Source organism: Megasphaera sp. UBA4233, assembly GCF_002395615.1.
Classification (GTDB): domain Bacteria; phylum Bacillota; class Negativicutes; order Veillonellales; family Megasphaeraceae; genus Megasphaera; species Megasphaera hexanoica.
Genome location: NZ_DGXL01000007.1, coordinates 1 through 16964 on the forward strand (window position 1 = coordinate 1; position 16964 = coordinate 16964).

Consider the following 16964-nt stretch of genomic DNA (forward strand, 5'->3'; position numbering starts at 1 on the left):
GGTAAGTTTTTCTTTATCATTCCATAGGGTATTAAAAAGATTCAACAGTTCCTTGCTTGCCGGGTTCTCAAAGCGAGTTACAATATTGCTGATGTTATTTCCTCGTTCACAACCCATATCTACTGTTGTAAAAGAATTCACCGGCATATAGGTATAGGTGTCTTCTGGATTTTCTACGACGAGAAAATTGTTCATGCCTTCCCAGGTCTTATTGGAGCGAAATGTCGCCTTCTTGCGCATCCATTCTGCACATTCCTTGGCTACCGCTTTCTGTTTCAGTTCATTACGGAGCCGGACTTCAAATTCCGTTCCATATAGTCCTTTTTCACGATTCAGTCTCGGAATATAGAATTCTCGTCTTTCCTTGGGCGTTTTTTCTGCAATGAAAGTGGGAGACGTAAAAATGAACCGGAATTCATCACAATGTTCCAGCTCATGTTTAAGTGCCTGATATGCATAAATAGAAAAACATGCCGCTGCCACAGACACCTTGCTTCCAGATTGTATTATCTTGACTAGATCATCTTTTACGACCTTAGTAGTGTTATTGAATATTTCCATTTATTTGCTCCAGTATCTTTATCCATAAATTCTTTAAATACACATCATATTACAGCTTTTTATCTCCGAAGTTAATATTTCCCATTTTAACCAATATAACACAATTATAAATCCTATAGTTGCTATATACAAGCAACCCGCTTCAAAATGAACAGTCGGAGTTTGGCAACTATACCAGCGGGCCCTACGTAACGAAACTATCTATCACAAATGATTATATCCTTTCTTACAAACGGACACAGCTCATCGATGAGCTGCATGAATTATCCGGATTCAAGACAAACTATAAATTCATGACCAAAGTAATAATACGAACCATCGTAAAGAATTCAAAACCATTAACTAAAAAAAATGGGTCTAGTCCAACTTTGGTGGTTGGGCTAGACCTTTTTTTGTGGTCACGCTGTTTACAGTTTTGTGGTTTTGCTGGATACATTTTGTGGTTGACTAGACCATGTTTGTGGTCAAAAGGTATAAGTGTCTTCTTTATTCAGGTAGTATAAAATACGATTTCTGGTCCTCTTGAAATTACAGAATCCATTGGCATTGTTTAATAAACGCTGTACTTGACGGTTTTTTGATTCGATATAGCTATTGTTGATACGGCGGCCATTTACAACGGTAAATGAATTTACGATTTCTTGTTTCCAGTTGGAAAGTACAGTCAACCGTTTGTTGTATCTAGCGACGTTATCCAGCTGTACATTATAGTTCAGTACCACTTTAAATTTCATCAATACATATGCCAGGACAGGGTCTGGTGTTTCCCTGCGACATTTCAGTCGGACCGCATTGAAATCTTTGGTGAGATGTTGTAAGACATGGAAACTATCGGCACAGATGATGGCTTGGGGACAGTACGATTGGAAGACGGAGCGAAATGATTCAGACATGTCGATGGAAACATATTGAATACGACCCAACTCACTTGTGTGAGTTTCATAGGAATACGTCTCGTGTTTAATATGGCTGAGATAATAAAGAAGATAAGATTTCTTGCGGTCGGGAAGTATATCGATAATGACATCCGTAACAAAATCCATCAAGAGACTGCAGTAAAAAGAATCATAGTCGGAGTCTGGCAGATAATGCTCATCGAGAGATAAAATTTTTGGGGGCAATAGTTTGCGTGCAATATGGACATACCTGTCGAAAATACGGAGAACCATAGCTTTAGATATGTAGTTCCTCTTGGCCGCGAGGGTGTAGGTGATTTCCGGATGTTTAAGATTCTGTAATATGTTGATCTTAGTTTCATGAGTAATGCTTTCATGAGAATGCGTGAAGGGATTCGGTTCGTTGAATGTAATCTGGCAGGTGTTGCAACGATACCTGCGTTGGAGATGCAGGATGATGCATGCTCTGTTGATGAATGTGGAATGAGTAAGTTTGCGTGGGTAATATCCATGAATATGCGTCTGGCCGCTGCAATACGGGCAGCTACAGTGAGCGTCAACAAGACGGATTTTAATGACCATAGAACCGTCGGATTGATTGAGGGTCAGTAAATCCTGGATTTCTTAGTGTAAAATAGTTCTCGGTAAGACTTGTCAAAAAGAAAGAAGACCCTGATAATAATGAGAGGCCACCACACCAATCTCATCAAACCGAGGTCTTCTATGGAAACTATTGTAACAGAAATCATCAAAACAATAAAGGACTCCGATACAGTTATTGAACGGGATATGAAATTATTAGCCCTGTTTTTCGAATTATTCCGAACCGCATTGGGGATAGCATTAGAACAGCTCGACCGGGAATTAGCAATGGAATATAAAAAGCAGGGATATATCGTAGAGCGCCAGGATGGACGGACAGTGCAATGCCTGTGCGGTATCGTATCGTTTGTCCGCCGACGAATGAAAAAGCCGAGAAAGAAAGGCATCTATCCACTGGATAAACAGCTCCGATTGAAACCCTACCAACGATTTTCCGCTTTGCTGATGAAGAAAGTGGCGGAAACGGCTACCAGCTGTGTATATCGAAAAACGGCCGATATCGTGAACCGATTTACCCTGACGAACCTGAGTCATCAAACGGTGAAGCATATTGTGATGCAATCGGGGAAATTGTGTCAGGAATGGCAGGACATTCAGCGTCAGGAAAGTCCCGCAGAAGAAACGGAAGCCCCGGTTGTGTACATCGAAGGAGACGGGCTGGTCTTGTGGGGACAGCATAAGAGGCAGTTGGAAATACACCGGATGCAGGTGTATGAAGGACGGAAAAAAGAAGGAAAACGGACCCGGCTGCTCCATGCGTATCACATGGCTTCTACAGAATATGAAAAGACACGGGACCAAGCAGGGTGGTACATGCACCGGCAGTATGGATTAAGCCATACGATAGTGATCAGCAACGGGGATGGCGGAACGGGATATGGCTATGAGGCGTTTCAGGAACTGGCAGCAGGGTGCAAGTGGCATGAGCACCAACGGGATGTCTATCATGTACACCGCAAGGTGAAAGAACGGCTGCCTTTTGCTGCACCGGAGGTACAGGAAGAAATCCGGAAGAGTATCTGGAAGCATGATGAAACGAGTCTGGCACTCTGGCTGGATACGGCTGAATCGGAAGCAGAAGGAAACGATGAATTACAAGACGTGGAACGGTTACGAAAGCGATTTAAGAACATCATGAGGAAAGTGATGAAACGGGTCCCTATGCAGCCTCACAAGGGCGTGCATCAAGGAAGTATAGGAACGTACAGCTCAGCAAGCAGTCCGTTAGGAAAGCTGGCAAAAGGGCTGCAAATGGCATATATTTTGTAAAAATGTGGAAATAAGACCCCGCTTATTACCTAGGTCTAAAGGAAAGACCGAAAACTTCTTGACACTAACCCTGGATTTGTTCGGGTTTGATGTTCAAAATATTTGTGATAAACTGATGTAAAGACATATTGTCTTGCCTCCTTCTTAGAAATGAATGGGTGATGCTTTCATTTTAAGAAGGAGTTTTTTATTGCAAGGGGCAGACCACAAAGTGTAAACAGCCCCACCACAAAGTGTGACTAGGATGACCACATAAAATGGACTAGAAAAAGAGACCACAAAAATTGGACTAAGGGTGACCACACCACAAAATCTGGACTAATACCAAAAAAATAGCATGTATGGAGACTAAACAAAAATACTCGCAAAGCCCATTACCACAGGCCTTGCGAGTATTTTTGTTATTTTAAAAGTATCAAAGATAGTATAGCAACAAAATAAGTATTTTTTACCAGAGTACCAGAATCCAATATAGAATTTATCGATATTCGAAATTGATAACATCATTTAAAGCGTAAAATCTTATATTTCAGCCCATTAAACAAAATGACATCATCAACATGTGCCTGGATACAAGCCTTTGCAAATGTTGTAGGATGACCTGTGCCTGGTTTTTCCAAATAAAAAACTTTTTGAATGCTATCGCCATTATTGGAAATTTCTAAAACGACCACTGATTTACACCCTGTCCAATTTTTTTTATTGATGTGAGAATTGATTATTGGCTGGCTTGTCTTTTTTTGTTTTTTCTTTTTTTTATTTTTATTTTTATCATTCTTGTTCCATACAGGCATAGTAGTAATGTTTTTCTGTATCAACATTTGTTGAGGAATCTTATATGTTTTTTCAGAAACGGGCTTCCCGTATTCATAGTAGCCACAATAACCTGGATTGCATCCGACTGAAAAATCAGGAGCAGCCACATTACAACAACACTTTTTATCCATATCATAAAATTTACATGTTTTTTTTCTACGTCCCGGAGTATACATATTAGGGTCATATTCAATATGCCAATTTCCTTCCAACTTTCCTTTAGGGTGTCGATTGCTCATAAAATTTCACTTCGCTTCTTTGTTGATTTCCGCATTTCTTTCTAAATACATTCGTCAAAGCATAGGAAAATTCCTGCAATCCGGATAATCAGCATCCAGGTTAGAACGCTTTGCCCGTTCAAAAAGTAAAAAACGCTACACCATGTGAAATGTAGAACTAGGAATTTTTCATCCACAGTCCATCCGGAATACTATTATTTCAGCCGGTAATAACGGGAACGTTTTCCCAGCCCTTTTCTCTTCAGTTTACCAGAAGCTATCAGCTTTCGCAAAGCCTCTTCTATCGAACTGACACTAAGCGATAGACAAAGTTCCCAGCTATCCTGTTAGGTAAAACGACCGATTTTGTTCTGTACAGTCTGTCTTGTGAAGCAACCAATGCTTCATAAGACAAATCCTTACCCCATGTTTCCCTTTTCATACCCCCACAGCCTTATGCGTACGCAAACAAAAAAATAACCACGCGGCTCGTAAACCGCGTGGTTATCATATTCTTTATGGTGGAGATAAGGAGGATCGAACTCCTGACCTCTTGCATGCCATGCAAGCGCTCTCCCAGCTGAGCTATACCCCCATGTCGTGACTACAAGGGGAATTATAGCATTTACTGATTTCCTTGTCAAGGCAAATTTTGAATCCGCCGGGAACTTCCCGTTCAGTCTTTCCAGTCTTCCGACAGTGTCGGAAGAGAAATAGGCTCATTCATTCCGCGTCCGTTTCTTTTTTCTATCTTCATACCTAATTCCTGCCGTATCTGGTCCCGGAGGTCGTTCCAATTGGCCCAGTACTGGCGCTTTTCTCCTTCCAGAGCCTTGGTAATATCGGCCAGGGCCGTCCTGTTTTTGTGACTTTTCCATTCACACCAGGCCTTCTGGGCATAGAGCTGGCTGCGGAAGGCCTGTTCCAGGGAACCTTGTCTCTCCGTATCCAGACACTGTAATGCTTTTCCCAAATACCCCGCTGCGTCTTCATATCGTCCAGCCTGGATAAGCAGCAGGGCATAGTCCGTATTTCCTCTTGCCGGATTCGTATCCTTAGCCAGCCAGGACGCATAGCGGACCAGCCCTTCTTGTACTTTTCCACCATAGATAGAAAGCCAGCTGGCGTAATAGGCTTGTTCCCGGGCCGGGATATACGTCCGGTCGGCTTGTTCCAGCCAGTGAGCGGCTTCCAGAGGACGCCCCTGATTATATTCCAGCAAGGCCAGATTCCAGCAGAGCCCCGCATCATGAGGCGACAGCAAAACGGCTTTTTTTAATTCATCCCGGGCCTTCCGTTCATTTCCCTGCAGGAGCCAGTTATACGCCCGCAGCGCATGAAGATGGGCATTATCCGGTTTCAATCGCAACGCTTCCTCACAGGCGGCAGCCGCCCGTACATAGTCCTGCTGCTGATCCGCCCAGGCGGCTTCCATGACTGGGCGATACAGCACCGGATCTTGTGCTGCCTGATTGGCCGCTCCATAGGTCAGGTCTTTCAATATCCCATCCCGCCACACGGTGGCAACCTGCACCATTTTCGGCCAGGCTTCAGGCAGATGCAGTTCTTTGTGCATTTCCTGCCGGTGAATTCTTTCTGTCAGAAGGTGTACCTGCCGTTCCCCTGCATCCGCCGGAAGGGGCGTAGTCATGACTTCTTTCAGCATATGTTCCAGGACCTGGTTTCCCATTCCCCAGGTATTCATGGCATACCGGACATAGCCGTCGCGATCGATAAAAATCAATTGCTCCATCCGGCCCAGTTTGCTATATGAGGCCTGGTCGGTATAGAGTTTGGGTAAAGAAATATCCCAGTCCCGCAGTTCCTGAAAACGGGACTGATTGGGCGTGGCCGGAAAAACGATGTAGAAATCGGCCCGCCCTTTGTATTTCTTCTGCATTTCCTGCACAAATTGCAATTTCTTATCCAGCTGGATGCTGTGAGGAATGGACTGTGCCATGTACAATAATGCAGCCCGATGATTCTGTCCGATATTCGACACCGTCTTTTGTGTTCCCATATCATACAGCGCCACAGACGGTATCCGGTCTCCCGGTCGGACGCCACTTTCCATCGCTTTTCCAGACTGCCAGTGTACTGTCCCAGATGAACTCATACCGATACGTTGCCTGGCAGCTGGTGTCTCTGTCTGCGTTCCCGCCTCCGTGGCAGCACACAGGCTTCCCACATACAGCGCCAATGTCACCGTCAGTATCGTCATTCTGATTGACCATTTCCCCACGTTTCTCATCTCCCCTGAATCATGCAGATACTATTTTATATGATATTCAGAGTATACCATAATCACTTAAACTATGGCTATATGTTATTCGTATCCCTTATTTTTTTCACAGTGAGACTTGAAAAATCATGGTAAACGATTATAATATAACTATGTTTCACGGGATTATAGCTCAGCTGGTTAGAGCGCTACGCTCACATCGTAGAGGTCTGGTGTTCAAGTCACCATAATCCCACCATCTGCATAAAGACTACTTTTTTCAAGGTTAGGCAGTCTTTTTGTCCTGTAGCTCCTATAGTCAAGGTAGGGGCTACTTTTTTTATATCATCACGCTGTTAAAACTGTACTTTTATACATGATTTACACGGAATGTCTGTAATAAATTGTTTGTGTCTATATACTGTTCTACGGCTTGTACAACTTCCGCTTTTGCTCCATCCGCTCTATGTAAATCTGCATAATGGGTTATCATTCTGGGGTCAGTGTGTCCTGTAATAGCCATAATATACTCATACGGGAGATGCTGTTGCAGACATATCGTTATCAGAGTGTGTCTATACGCATGGACACCAATATTTCTGGTAATACCTGCTTTTTTCTTCCATGCCCTGAAAGTACGGCTAAAATTGTCTGGGTCCATATATTTGTCTTCTTCCTTCTGGCCTATAACAATCTTTCTGCCCTTGCCATATGTAGCTCTGTACTGCTGAATCAATACAAATAATTCTGGAGAAATAGGAATGATACGTGTACTTTCTTCTGTCTTGTTATAGTCTGTCAATAATGGTTTTTCCCCCGTCTTGACTATTGAACTGTGAATAAAGATAGTACGTTTATCCATGTTTATGTCTTCCCATCGCAAGGCTAATAATTCGCTACGTCTCATTCCCGTAAAGAACATCAAAGGCAATGCCAGCCATTGATAATGGTCTTTTGATGCTGAAAACAGTGCCATTACTTCTTTATCCGTCAAGGCTGTTTCTTTTTTGTTCTTATGAACCTTTGGCAGTTTGACATATTCAGCCGGGTTAGACTCTATCATCTTTTCCCCTACGGCTTCTTTCAGAATTGGTTTTAACACACTATTTATCATGTCTTGAATAGTCCGTGGAGCTATATTCAAAGAAGCGTCTCTCACCATGTCTTGTATTGTCTTCTTTGTAAGCTCTGTCAACATAAGACCATCAAAAGCAGGATAGAAGTATTTACGACAATATACATCGTACTTCTTCCATGTGTTTCTTTTTATTTCAACTCCTTTTGCTTCCAACCATTCGGCTATATACGTATTGACAGGAATTGTTTCACCTTTATAATGCGTTCTGGACATTTCATGTAATTGTTTGCACATCTGTTCTAATTCCTGTTTGTTCATCATAATATCATTCTCTCCTTTTACTAATCGAGAACAACACAATGATAAACATGTAAACCATATTCATCATAGCATTATTCTCGAATACTGAAAATAGACAAAAAGAAAGAGCCTACAAACGAAAATGTTCATAGGCTCCAATAAAGGATGATAACCAAAAATATTCCTATTTTGCCGTTTTTAGCTTCTGTAAAGCTCTGGGGTATAGTTGGATACCTAAACCCATTTACAAATCCTAAAAACGCACTGGGATGCGTCCGGAGACACAAAAACAGTAAATCATGATGCAAGGTTCCCTATGCTTTGTGTCTTTCCCTGATGCGGTCAACTAACATATCTATTTGCTATATACTAAGATATATGATAATTCGCACTGGGAAGCGTTTTTAGCTTCTGTAAGGCTCTGAGGTATAGTTGGATACCTAAACCCATTTACAAATCCTAAAAACGCACTGGGATGCGTCTAGAGACACAAAAACAGTAAATCTATGATTATTCTTTCTCTTTCTTAAAAAGGTTCTGGGTCTTCCTCTCTGGTCCGTACATCTTCCAACTTTAAAGAACGGATAGAGTCAAAAATGGATTGGCTTGTTACCCCTATATCATAATCATAGAAATTATCTTCCTTCTGATACCGTTGTAAATTGCTTCTGGCTCCTTTTGTTTTTAGTGTCTTCTGTTTCTTATGCAGTAACATACTGCTATGAATAACCTGTACCGCTTCTTTTGTTAAACTATCTTCCTCTAAAAGCTCTGCAAGGCTCCTGCATGTACAATACCTATAACGCAAAAAAGAATATGGGTCTTTCTCAAAAGGCTTGCACTCAATAGGATAGTAGTCTTTCTTTCGCATGAACTGATAAAAAGCTGTAGCAGTATCACCAACATACAGTTCATTTTCAGATGTAGAGATATAGTAGATATACACATATCCCCTGTCTCCCATGCCTATAGTAATAGCTGTAAAACATAACAAATCTATATCCTTGTTTTGTCTGCTCAACCATAACTGAATACGATGTTGTTCCTTAGCAATCTCGTCTTGCTTTATCCGTTTACGGAATACGACATAACTAACACGCCATTCATTCGCTATAGCTGTATCAGCAATACTACAAAAATAGAGCATATGTGTTTGTACCGCCCTGTTACGGTCATAATAAAATTGTAATTGGTCTTCAAGTGGTAATGTCCTGAAATGTCGTAAAAGCTCATCTTGTTTCTTCTTTTTGGCTCCCTTGCATTTCAATATTCTTTGTTTGTCTTCTTCTGATAGCAATACACGTTTTGTCTTATCCTCTGTATTGGTGTCTGTCTGTTCCCTGATATAGGTGCCACAAGGTAGACAAAACACGTCAATTTTCCGTTCCGTATATCCATCTTCTTTCCAATCTTCATCCATTGCAATCTCTCCCTTTGAAATTTATCATAGTATTTTCACACTTAAAAGTCCCATAAACCGCATAACTAAGCCATTTCTAAGGGGTCCTAAGACCTTCCCCAAAACTCCATAAAGATACGCCATCAGACCGACAAAAACCATCCATCCATGACCACCACCATCAAGACACGTAAAGGCCCTGAATGGCCTGAAGCGGTATATCTGGTCTGAATGGCCCCGATAGAATCATGTCGTGTACATGCAAGACATAAACCTGAATCCTTGATGATTATCTATCATCTCCCTTTTAGCGTTTTCTTTCTCCCAAGAGTGGAACAATTAATTTATAAGGACACCAAACAGAAATTATGATGCTTGTCTTTGAAACCTGTTTTCCCCTTTGCATTCTGGAACAATTCCTAGTTTGTATACTCATGCCTCTATTACAGTCTTCTTCCTTCAATCCGTGCCACACTTTTTACTTCTTATTTACCCGCCACAAATAATATAAACAGATGAGAAGACAGATATATCATTATGATATTATCAAAGATACAAAAAGGAAAAGAGCCTGAAGATTATCTACAAGCTCTCTGTCTGGTGTCTCTATTGGTCTTTTTCCTGCATTGTGTCTGCTCTGTGTCTCCTGACAGCCCGTATAATGGTACTCTTTGATATACCTAGTGTGTCGGCAACTTCCTTATATGTGTGTCCATCTTCAATCAATGATACTGCATAATCAGTTTTCTTTGTACTTATCCTCGGTCTTCCTTCCTTGAAACCTTCTTTTGTCCTAGCAATAGCCTTACCGCTTTGTGTCCTTTCAACAATCATATCACGTTCAAACTCTGCAAACGACAACAACACATTCAAGAGCAGATGCCCGATAGACGTATCATCAATGACTCCCATATTGAGTATATGTAGCGTAACACCTCTGCTCATAAGTTCTTTCGCTATCTTGCTTCCATCTCCTGCTGTTCTGGCAAATCGGTCTAGCTTTGTGACTTTCAGTGTGTCTCCTGCTTTTAAAGAATCAATCAAGGCAGTGAACTTTGGTCTATCTGTCTTTGTCCCTGTGTATTGCTCTGTAATAATGGTCTGACATCCTGCCTGTAATAGTGCTTCCTTCTGGTCTTCCAAACTATTGCCATGTACTAATTGTCCTCTTGTGCTTACTCTTGCGTACCCGTAAATCATGAAAAATCACTCCCTTTTTTCTCTTATTCATCAAATCGTTTAGACACTAAGTTTTGACACCTCATGATACCGCAATTATACGTTATTTCTCCATCGGTGTCAATACTTATAAGTTTAGACACCATACATAAAAAGCATAGGCTATGTTTGTCTTTCCTTCTTGTGTCTATCTATGATGCGGACAATAGTACATCATGATACTTCTACACCTGCTCCCTTTGTGTCTGCTCCTGCTTTCTTATCTGGGCTATGTTCAAAAGAAAGACAACAAAACAATACAGGAGAAGTATTAGCGGAAAGTCTCAATCAATCAAAGGGGCCATACGGGGGCTGTACGCATGAAAACGGAACACGGTAAGGGCATACAGATTTTTTGCATATTTTGGAGTCTCATATTTTGAAAAGCAATCTGCTCAATGTTGTGTATCTGTTTATGCCTTTCACCTCTGTTTATCTGAATCCGTTATTATTCTTGGTTCACTCTCCCAAATATGTCTTCCTAAAATCGTTTCTAAGCCATTTTTATTTTCCATTGCATGTTATTTATCATGAAATTCATAAAAACGCCTTACAGACGATTTTAAATAGGTGCCGTATTTTTATTAATTAGTTTTCATGTTTATTCATTGTGTTGTTCCCAAAATGATGTTGATATAAAAACTCACATCGTAGAGGTCGAGGGTTCGAGTCCCCCTAATCCCACCATAAGAATAAATATGCAGCTTCTGTCAAAAGGCAGGAGCTGTTTTTTTGTCGCTCTGCAGCCGGGCAAGATCATGCACAAAAGCTATGTAAATTATAGCCATATTATATTTTATTTTCATGAAAAAGTATTGTACAATACAATCACTCATAGGGTTATTGTATTTATAAAGGAGCTAATTCATCATGAAAAGCGTAAAAGTCTGTGTTATTGCCTGCATCATTGCCGTTGCCGCTGTCGCTGGTACTGCTTTTGCCAACTATGGCAATGCTACAAATGAAAATTTCAGCAGCCAGGTCGTATATAACTACACTGCCTATGGCAAAATGATTACAGAAGCTGCATTGAATAGATAAGAAACACTTTTATGAGTAAAGGGACGCCAATTCAGGATTACTGATGGCGTCCCTTTTTCGTGCTCATCTGTACAAGGAAGCATAAAACGTCTACAATAAGAATATCTGCCATATTTCTTCATGACAGGAAGGAGCGTTTATCATGAGTTTAGCCGCAAATACCGCTGATACGGCCCAGACTGCAGCCTCTGCCGTAAAGGCAGATGTGCAGAACCAGGTCACCCAGAGTGTCTCCGCTCTGGATCAGTTAAAAGAATTTTTATTGAACCACGGTCCCGATGTCATCTATGCCATCATCATCTTTATTATTGGCCGCTATATCGCCAAAGGATTCAAAAACGTAGCCATCCGTATGATGACCCATGCCAATTACGATCATACGGTCATTACCTTTGTCAGCCAGATGATTTATTATGCCATCATGGCTCTGGTCATCCTTTCGGCTCTCAATAAAGCGGGAATCCCGACCAATTCGTTTTTAGCTGCATTTGGTGCCTTCGGTCTCGCCGTTGGTCTGGCCTTGCAGAATAATCTGTCCAATTTTGCTTCTGGCCTGCTCATCCTTATTTTCAAACCGTTCAAAGCCGGTGACTGGGTATCGATTGGCGGCGTCGAAGGCAGTATCAAAGGAATCCAGATGCTAAATACGGCCGTCATTACCAAAGACAACAAAACCGTATTCATTCCCAATTCTATCATCACCTCCAATCAGGTCATCAATAGTTCCTATCAGGATGAACGGTATATTTCTTTCTTGTTCGACATCGGCTACGACAATGATCACCATAAAGCGATCGCTATCCTGAAAGACATTTTCCAATCAGACAAGCGGATTCTGAACGCCGATACGATGGAAATCGGCATCAAGGAATTTGCTGACAATTCCGTGCGTATCGCCGCGTATCCTAAAGTAGCCAATGCCGATTATCTGCCCGTATTCTATGATACCATGTCCCGTGTCAAAGACGCCTTTGATGCCGGTGGCATCGATATTCCCTTCCCACAGCGCGTCGTCTATGTGCGGGAAGAAAAGAAAGAAAATTAGTATATAAAAGAGGTATATTATGTCTGTATTCCGCACAGTATCTGTCTTTATCCTGATTGCCCTTTCCTGTACCCCGGCACTGGCCCGTACGCCGGCAACTCCCGTGAATGCATCCCATGCCACGCGGACCGCAGTCCATGCCAAAGCGGCTGCATCCGAGCTTCCCATGGTTCAGGGCATTCCCCTTGACCAGGTCCGGGAATTGTATAATCAGGAGCCGCCCCATATTCTATCTCATTACACGGAAGAACAACCGGCTTCCCTGCGGCCAGTCCTGCGTTGGGACAAAGTAAAAGGAGCCGTATCCTATGAAGTAGAAATCACGCCGCCTCAGATGCCTTCTCAGACGATACGTCATATTTTCGTTCCCGGATATAATGCCGTTCTCCCGGCCAATACGCAAAAAGGGACGGCAACCTGGCGCGTCCGTGCCCTTGATTTCGACTACAATCCTATCACAGCCTATTCACCGGAAGAACCGATGTACGTAGACCCGCAGCAGCAGCCTGCGCTCTACCCTCATCCGCTCAGCAAATTTAACACGGGGAATGGTGCAACACTGCTTTATCCAGTATACAACTGGGTTCCCGTGACCGGGGCCGCATCCTATAAAGTAGAAATTCTCACATCCCCCGACGTAATGCCGGATCAGGATGCACCGGACAATCTGGTTATGGGCCGCGGCACATCTCATTGGTTCGACTGGTATGACGACAGCCCCCGTATGTCCACCCAGACTTTGTACTGGCGCGTCCGTGCTTACACCAAAGACAACCAGCCTCTGGGCGTATTCTGCCCGCCCCAGCCAATGATGATTAATCCGGATAAACCGTATATTATAGGCACGCTGGGTGACAGCATTACCCACGGCGGCGGAGACCTGTCCTATTCACCATCAGACTGGGAATTCAGTTATCAGCATTACCTCGATTTTGATACCATTAACCTGGGAGAAAGCGGCGATACCAGTGAGATGACACGGGAACGCTTTGAAAAGGATGTCCTTCCCTTTCATCTGAAATACCTGATTATTATGACCGGCAGCAACAGTCTTCGCGGCTGGACCAGTGCCGACGATGTCATCAGCGACCTGGCTGCCATCAAAGAAAAATGCCTCGACCATGACATCCAGCCCATTTTCCTCACCCTGCCACCCATCAATCCGGCCAATATCAAAAAAGCCTTTGACGAACCGACAGCGGAAGACTGGCGGGAACGTTTTCAGAAGGTCAATGCATGGATACGCCAGCAGACCCATATTGATCTGTCTGCCAAAATCCCGGAAGACCAGGAATTACCGACTGCACTGGGTATCGATGGCATCCATCTGAACAGTACGGGCAAACAGCTCATGGCGCAGGCCATCAATGAACAATGGGCTTCGGTGACAGGAGAAACTCAAGAAATTCGATAAAAACAACGAACCGGCTTTTTTCTATACATATCATGTACGGAAAAAAGCCGGTTTGTCATGCAATATCCACGGAATAATCAGAGTTATGCCTCATCCATGATGACGGCCACCGAACCATCTTCGCTTATGGCACGGCAGGCATTTTCATAGACTTCGACAAATGCATAATTACCGTGCAGGGCCAGTCCCCTGGCCTTTTCCATATATTCCGGCAGCGATTCGCCCCGCTTGTAATGTTCGATGATGTCCCCCGTTAAATCCAGCGTATGGACTTCATAGGGATCACCCAGGTAACACCGGGATACGATGCCAATCAGCGTGCCCCGGATGGCGATTTCCGGAAATTCCTCTTCTATGATTTTCATAAATTTATCGAGCAATTCCGGGCTGAGATGAGCGCCTCCGGCATCGAGCCGGCGCAGTGCTTCACAGTATTCCCGTGAGCGTGGCCTGCGCAGCAGGAGAGCCAGTTTTCCCGTATCCATCTGCATTTTTTCCCGCTGGCGGCGCGGTGCCACCGAAAGCCGCGTATGGTTTTCGGTTTTCGTATCGGCCTGCGTCCGGGGACGCAAAATAAAACGTGCCATTCCTATCATCTCCTTACGTTAGTGGCGTGTCAGGACGCGCCGTACATGGAGACGGTCCGCCTGTGGCAGTGTTTCTTCTCCGATTGGACGGCCAGAAGCCGGAACGGCCCGTTCTCTGCCCCAATCGCGGATAGCTTCGATTTTCTCCGGACTGGTTTTCGACAGGGGAACGACATTTTCAAAGGTCGAAATCACATCGTCATCGCTTAGTTTCCCGTTTTCATCAGCCAGGCGGTGATAGGCCAGTTCCCGGACAGTAGATTCCAGATCAGCACCGGTAAAGCCATCGCTCAGTTCCACCAGCTTATCGGCAAATTCCGGAACAGCAGCCAGCCGGGCATGGAGATATCTGGCAAAATAGAGCGCCAGGATTTCCCTGCGCTCTTCCGCTGTCGGCAAATCGACAAAAAAGAGTTCATCAAACCGGCCGCGGCGCAGCAATTCACTGGGAAGCATGGAAACGTCATTGGCCGTAGCTACGACAAAGACCTGTTTCTTGCATTCCTGCAGCCAGAACAAAAACTGCCCCACCATGCGGGTCGATACGCCTCCATCATTGGACGAGCCGGCGCCGGAAAGGCCTTTTTCGATTTCGTCGATCCAGAGGATACACGGCGACACATTTTCCGCCGTCGTGAGCGCATCTTTCAGCTGCTGTTCCGACTGACCCACATAGCTGCCCTGGACGGTAGCGAAATCGAGGCGGTACAAGGGTAACTGCCAATTTGCTGAAATAGACTTGGCCGACATAGATTTGCCGCAGCCGGGTACCCCGACGAGGAGAATGCCCCGTGGCGGCTGCAGATGAAGCTGGCGCATCTGTTCCCGTTTTTCCGGCCGCAGCAGTTCTTTCTTTTCATCGAGCCAGTTGCGCAGCCCCTGAAGGCCTCCGACGTTTTTCATATCGGGATCGACATCGATTTTTTCCAGGCCGGAAATATTGGAAAAAAGGCGGTTTTTGGCAGACCGCACTTCGGCCATGTCTTCATTGCGGATTTCTCCATTGGCGACGAGAGCGGCCATGACATTTTCCGCTTCAATCTGGGTAACACCAGCCAGTGTTGCCGCGGCATCGCGCATTTCTTCTTCGCCCCATTCGATGGGCATTTCCTGACGGTAGTCGTCGATGAACCGCCTGATGATGTCATACATTTCTTCTTCCCCGGGAAGGTCCAGACTGACGATGAGGCCATGGCGCTGCAGCGTGTTCCAGACGGGTTTATTGGTCAGGACGATCAGGCAGGTACCGTGTTCGACTGCCAGATTGACTACATCGAGGAGGCGTTGGGCATCGGACGTATCACTGCTGATATCCGAAACTTCTGTCAGTACCAGCGTCTGATTGTCCCGGTGCTGGGTCCGCATCATATCGGCCGCGAAATCAAGCGCTGACACAAAAGACACCGCACCTTCATCGACCGCATCACCGGTGCGGATATCGTAAATGCCGCGGGAAAAGGTATGGACGAAGAAACTGCCCTCTTCTATCATCGTATCCTTTACCATTTCTTCGGCTACATCCCGCAGAATCCCCAGAATACGGCTGCGTTCGATCGTATTCACGACAATCAGGGGAATACGGGCAATGAGGTACCGTTTCAATTGCTTTTTACATTCACTTTTATTACTCATTTCGTTTATCTGCTCCCTTTATTCCGGCGCCGCAAAAGTACGTCCAGTTCACCACTCGGGTCCTGCCGGGCCGACTCTTCAAGGGCGTCGTCCATATCCTGGCGTGTTTTCTGCAATTCGTCCTGCAGCATCTGCTTTTCTTTTTCGGGCAGACACTGCAGCTGACTGGCCTGAAACAGCAGATCCAGATCCCGGTCCAGTTGTTTCAAAGCCTGTTCTATAGGAATTCCATCGTCCTGGGCCTTACGGAAACGTTCTCCTATATAGTCAAACCGGGCGTTAAAGGCTGCCATGAGGCGGCTGGCAAACCGGCCGGCAACAATATCACACCAATGGAGCCGTCCCTGCTGCATGGCCGGTATGGTTTCCTCATCATTCCGGCCGGCTGCAAATTCCTTCAGAACAGGGATCCATTCTGCATAAATACCTGGTACCCTGCTCATTCCCGATACCTCCGTACGACACCGCGGGGAGGGAGAAGATCCCAGTCCGGAAGTCCAGTGATACACTGGGAATGTACCGTTTTATCCCCTGCCGGCCTGCTCTGCGCCGGTTCAGCTAATTCCGATGCCGGCTGTGGTGTCTCTTCCTGCGGGCGCCTGATCTGTATATGCCTGCGCCCAGACGGACGCCTTACATCTTGTCCTGTTTCCATGGATAGTACCT

At 44.5% G+C, this 16964-nt stretch carries 15 protein-coding genes, 2 tRNA genes and 1 pseudogene; 6 read left to right on the forward strand and 12 right to left on the reverse strand.

Annotated features, from left to right (window positions below; translation table 11 throughout):
- A pseudogene (locus B2U90_RS01440) lies at positions 1-561 on the reverse strand (ATP-dependent helicase); the annotation flags it as partial.
- Between the two features lie 464 nt (positions 562-1025).
- A complete protein-coding gene (locus B2U90_RS01445) occupies positions 1026-1730 on the reverse strand; it encodes a transposase (RefSeq protein WP_292016959.1) in 705 nt (234 codons plus the stop codon).
- Positions 1731-1832: 102 nt separating this feature from the next.
- Here B2U90_RS01445 and B2U90_RS01450 point away from each other — a divergent pair, with 102 nt between their 5' ends.
- The gene (locus B2U90_RS01450; protein WP_292016961.1) at positions 1833-2069 is read left to right on the forward strand and encodes a hypothetical protein; all 237 of its coding nucleotides are present in this window, start codon (positions 1833-1835) and stop codon (positions 2067-2069) included.
- 111 nt (positions 2070-2180) lie between these two features.
- Positions 2181-3329, forward strand: coding sequence for an ISLre2 family transposase (locus B2U90_RS01455; RefSeq protein WP_292016919.1), 1149 nt, complete (start codon positions 2181-2183; stop codon positions 3327-3329).
- 503 nt (positions 3330-3832) lie between these two features.
- Here B2U90_RS01455 and B2U90_RS01460 read toward each other — a convergent pair.
- From B2U90_RS01460 to B2U90_RS01470, 3 genes are all read right to left on the reverse strand, one after another.
- Positions 3833-4384 carry a hypothetical protein gene (locus tag B2U90_RS01460; protein WP_292016920.1) on the reverse strand — a complete coding sequence of 184 codons (552 nt, stop codon included), beginning with the start codon at positions 4382-4384 and terminating at the stop codon, positions 3833-3835.
- Positions 4385-4882: 498 nt separating this feature from the next.
- Positions 4883-4958 (reverse strand) — tRNA-Ala (locus B2U90_RS01465).
- 81 nt (positions 4959-5039) lie between these two features.
- Positions 5040-6605 (reverse strand): tetratricopeptide repeat protein, encoded by a 1566-nt coding sequence (locus tag B2U90_RS01470; protein WP_292016921.1) that lies wholly within the window; start codon positions 6603-6605, stop codon positions 5040-5042.
- A 161-nt stretch (positions 6606-6766) separates the two neighbouring features.
- Here B2U90_RS01470 and B2U90_RS01475 point away from each other — a divergent pair.
- Positions 6767-6843 (forward strand) — tRNA-Val (locus B2U90_RS01475).
- Between the two features lie 111 nt (positions 6844-6954).
- On the opposite strand, the gene B2U90_RS01480 is transcribed toward B2U90_RS01475, so the two are convergent.
- From B2U90_RS01480 to B2U90_RS01490, 3 genes are all read right to left on the reverse strand, one after another.
- Entirely contained in the window at positions 6955-7983 is a 1029-nt protein-coding gene (locus B2U90_RS01480; protein WP_292016922.1) for a tyrosine-type recombinase/integrase, read from the reverse strand.
- A 505-nt stretch (positions 7984-8488) separates the two neighbouring features.
- On the reverse strand, positions 8489-9382 hold the full coding sequence (locus B2U90_RS01485; RefSeq protein ID WP_292016923.1) for a hypothetical protein: 894 nt from the start codon (positions 9380-9382) through the stop codon (positions 8489-8491).
- A gap of 585 nt (positions 9383-9967) precedes the next feature.
- On the reverse strand, positions 9968-10561 hold the full coding sequence (locus B2U90_RS01490; protein ID WP_292016924.1) for a recombinase family protein: 594 nt from the start codon (positions 10559-10561) through the stop codon (positions 9968-9970).
- 888 nt (positions 10562-11449) lie between these two features.
- On the opposite strand from B2U90_RS01490, the gene B2U90_RS01495 reads away from it, so the two are divergent.
- From B2U90_RS01495 to B2U90_RS01505, 3 genes are all read left to right on the forward strand, one after another.
- On the forward strand, positions 11450-11620 hold the full coding sequence (locus B2U90_RS01495; protein WP_154662685.1) for a hypothetical protein: 171 nt from the start codon (positions 11450-11452) through the stop codon (positions 11618-11620).
- A 142-nt stretch (positions 11621-11762) separates the two neighbouring features.
- Positions 11763-12665, forward strand: coding sequence for a mechanosensitive ion channel family protein (locus tag B2U90_RS01500; protein WP_059075631.1), 903 nt, complete (start codon positions 11763-11765; stop codon positions 12663-12665).
- 19 nt (positions 12666-12684) lie between these two features.
- A complete protein-coding gene (locus B2U90_RS01505) occupies positions 12685-14079 on the forward strand; it encodes an SGNH/GDSL hydrolase family protein (RefSeq protein ID WP_292016925.1) in 1395 nt (464 codons plus the stop codon).
- Between the two features lie 83 nt (positions 14080-14162).
- Here the strand turns inward: B2U90_RS01505 and B2U90_RS01510 are convergent, their stop codons facing one another.
- The 4 genes from B2U90_RS01510 to B2U90_RS01525 are packed head-to-tail and all read right to left on the reverse strand — an operon-like array spanning position 14163 to position 16953.
- A complete protein-coding gene (locus B2U90_RS01510) occupies positions 14163-14666 on the reverse strand; it encodes a hypothetical protein (RefSeq protein ID WP_292016926.1) in 504 nt (167 codons plus the stop codon).
- An 18-nt stretch (positions 14667-14684) separates the two neighbouring features.
- Entirely contained in the window at positions 14685-16298 is a 1614-nt protein-coding gene (locus tag B2U90_RS01515) for an AAA family ATPase (protein ID WP_292016927.1), read from the reverse strand.
- Positions 16299-16303: 5 nt separating this feature from the next.
- The gene (locus tag B2U90_RS01520; protein WP_292016928.1) at positions 16304-16741 is read right to left on the reverse strand and encodes a hypothetical protein; all 438 of its coding nucleotides are present in this window, start codon (positions 16739-16741) and stop codon (positions 16304-16306) included.
- Entirely contained in the window at positions 16738-16953 is a 216-nt protein-coding gene (locus B2U90_RS01525) for a hypothetical protein (protein WP_059075626.1), read from the reverse strand. Before B2U90_RS01525 ends, B2U90_RS01520 begins: the two co-directional genes overlap by 4 nt.
- Positions 16954-16964 lie beyond the last annotated feature (11 nt).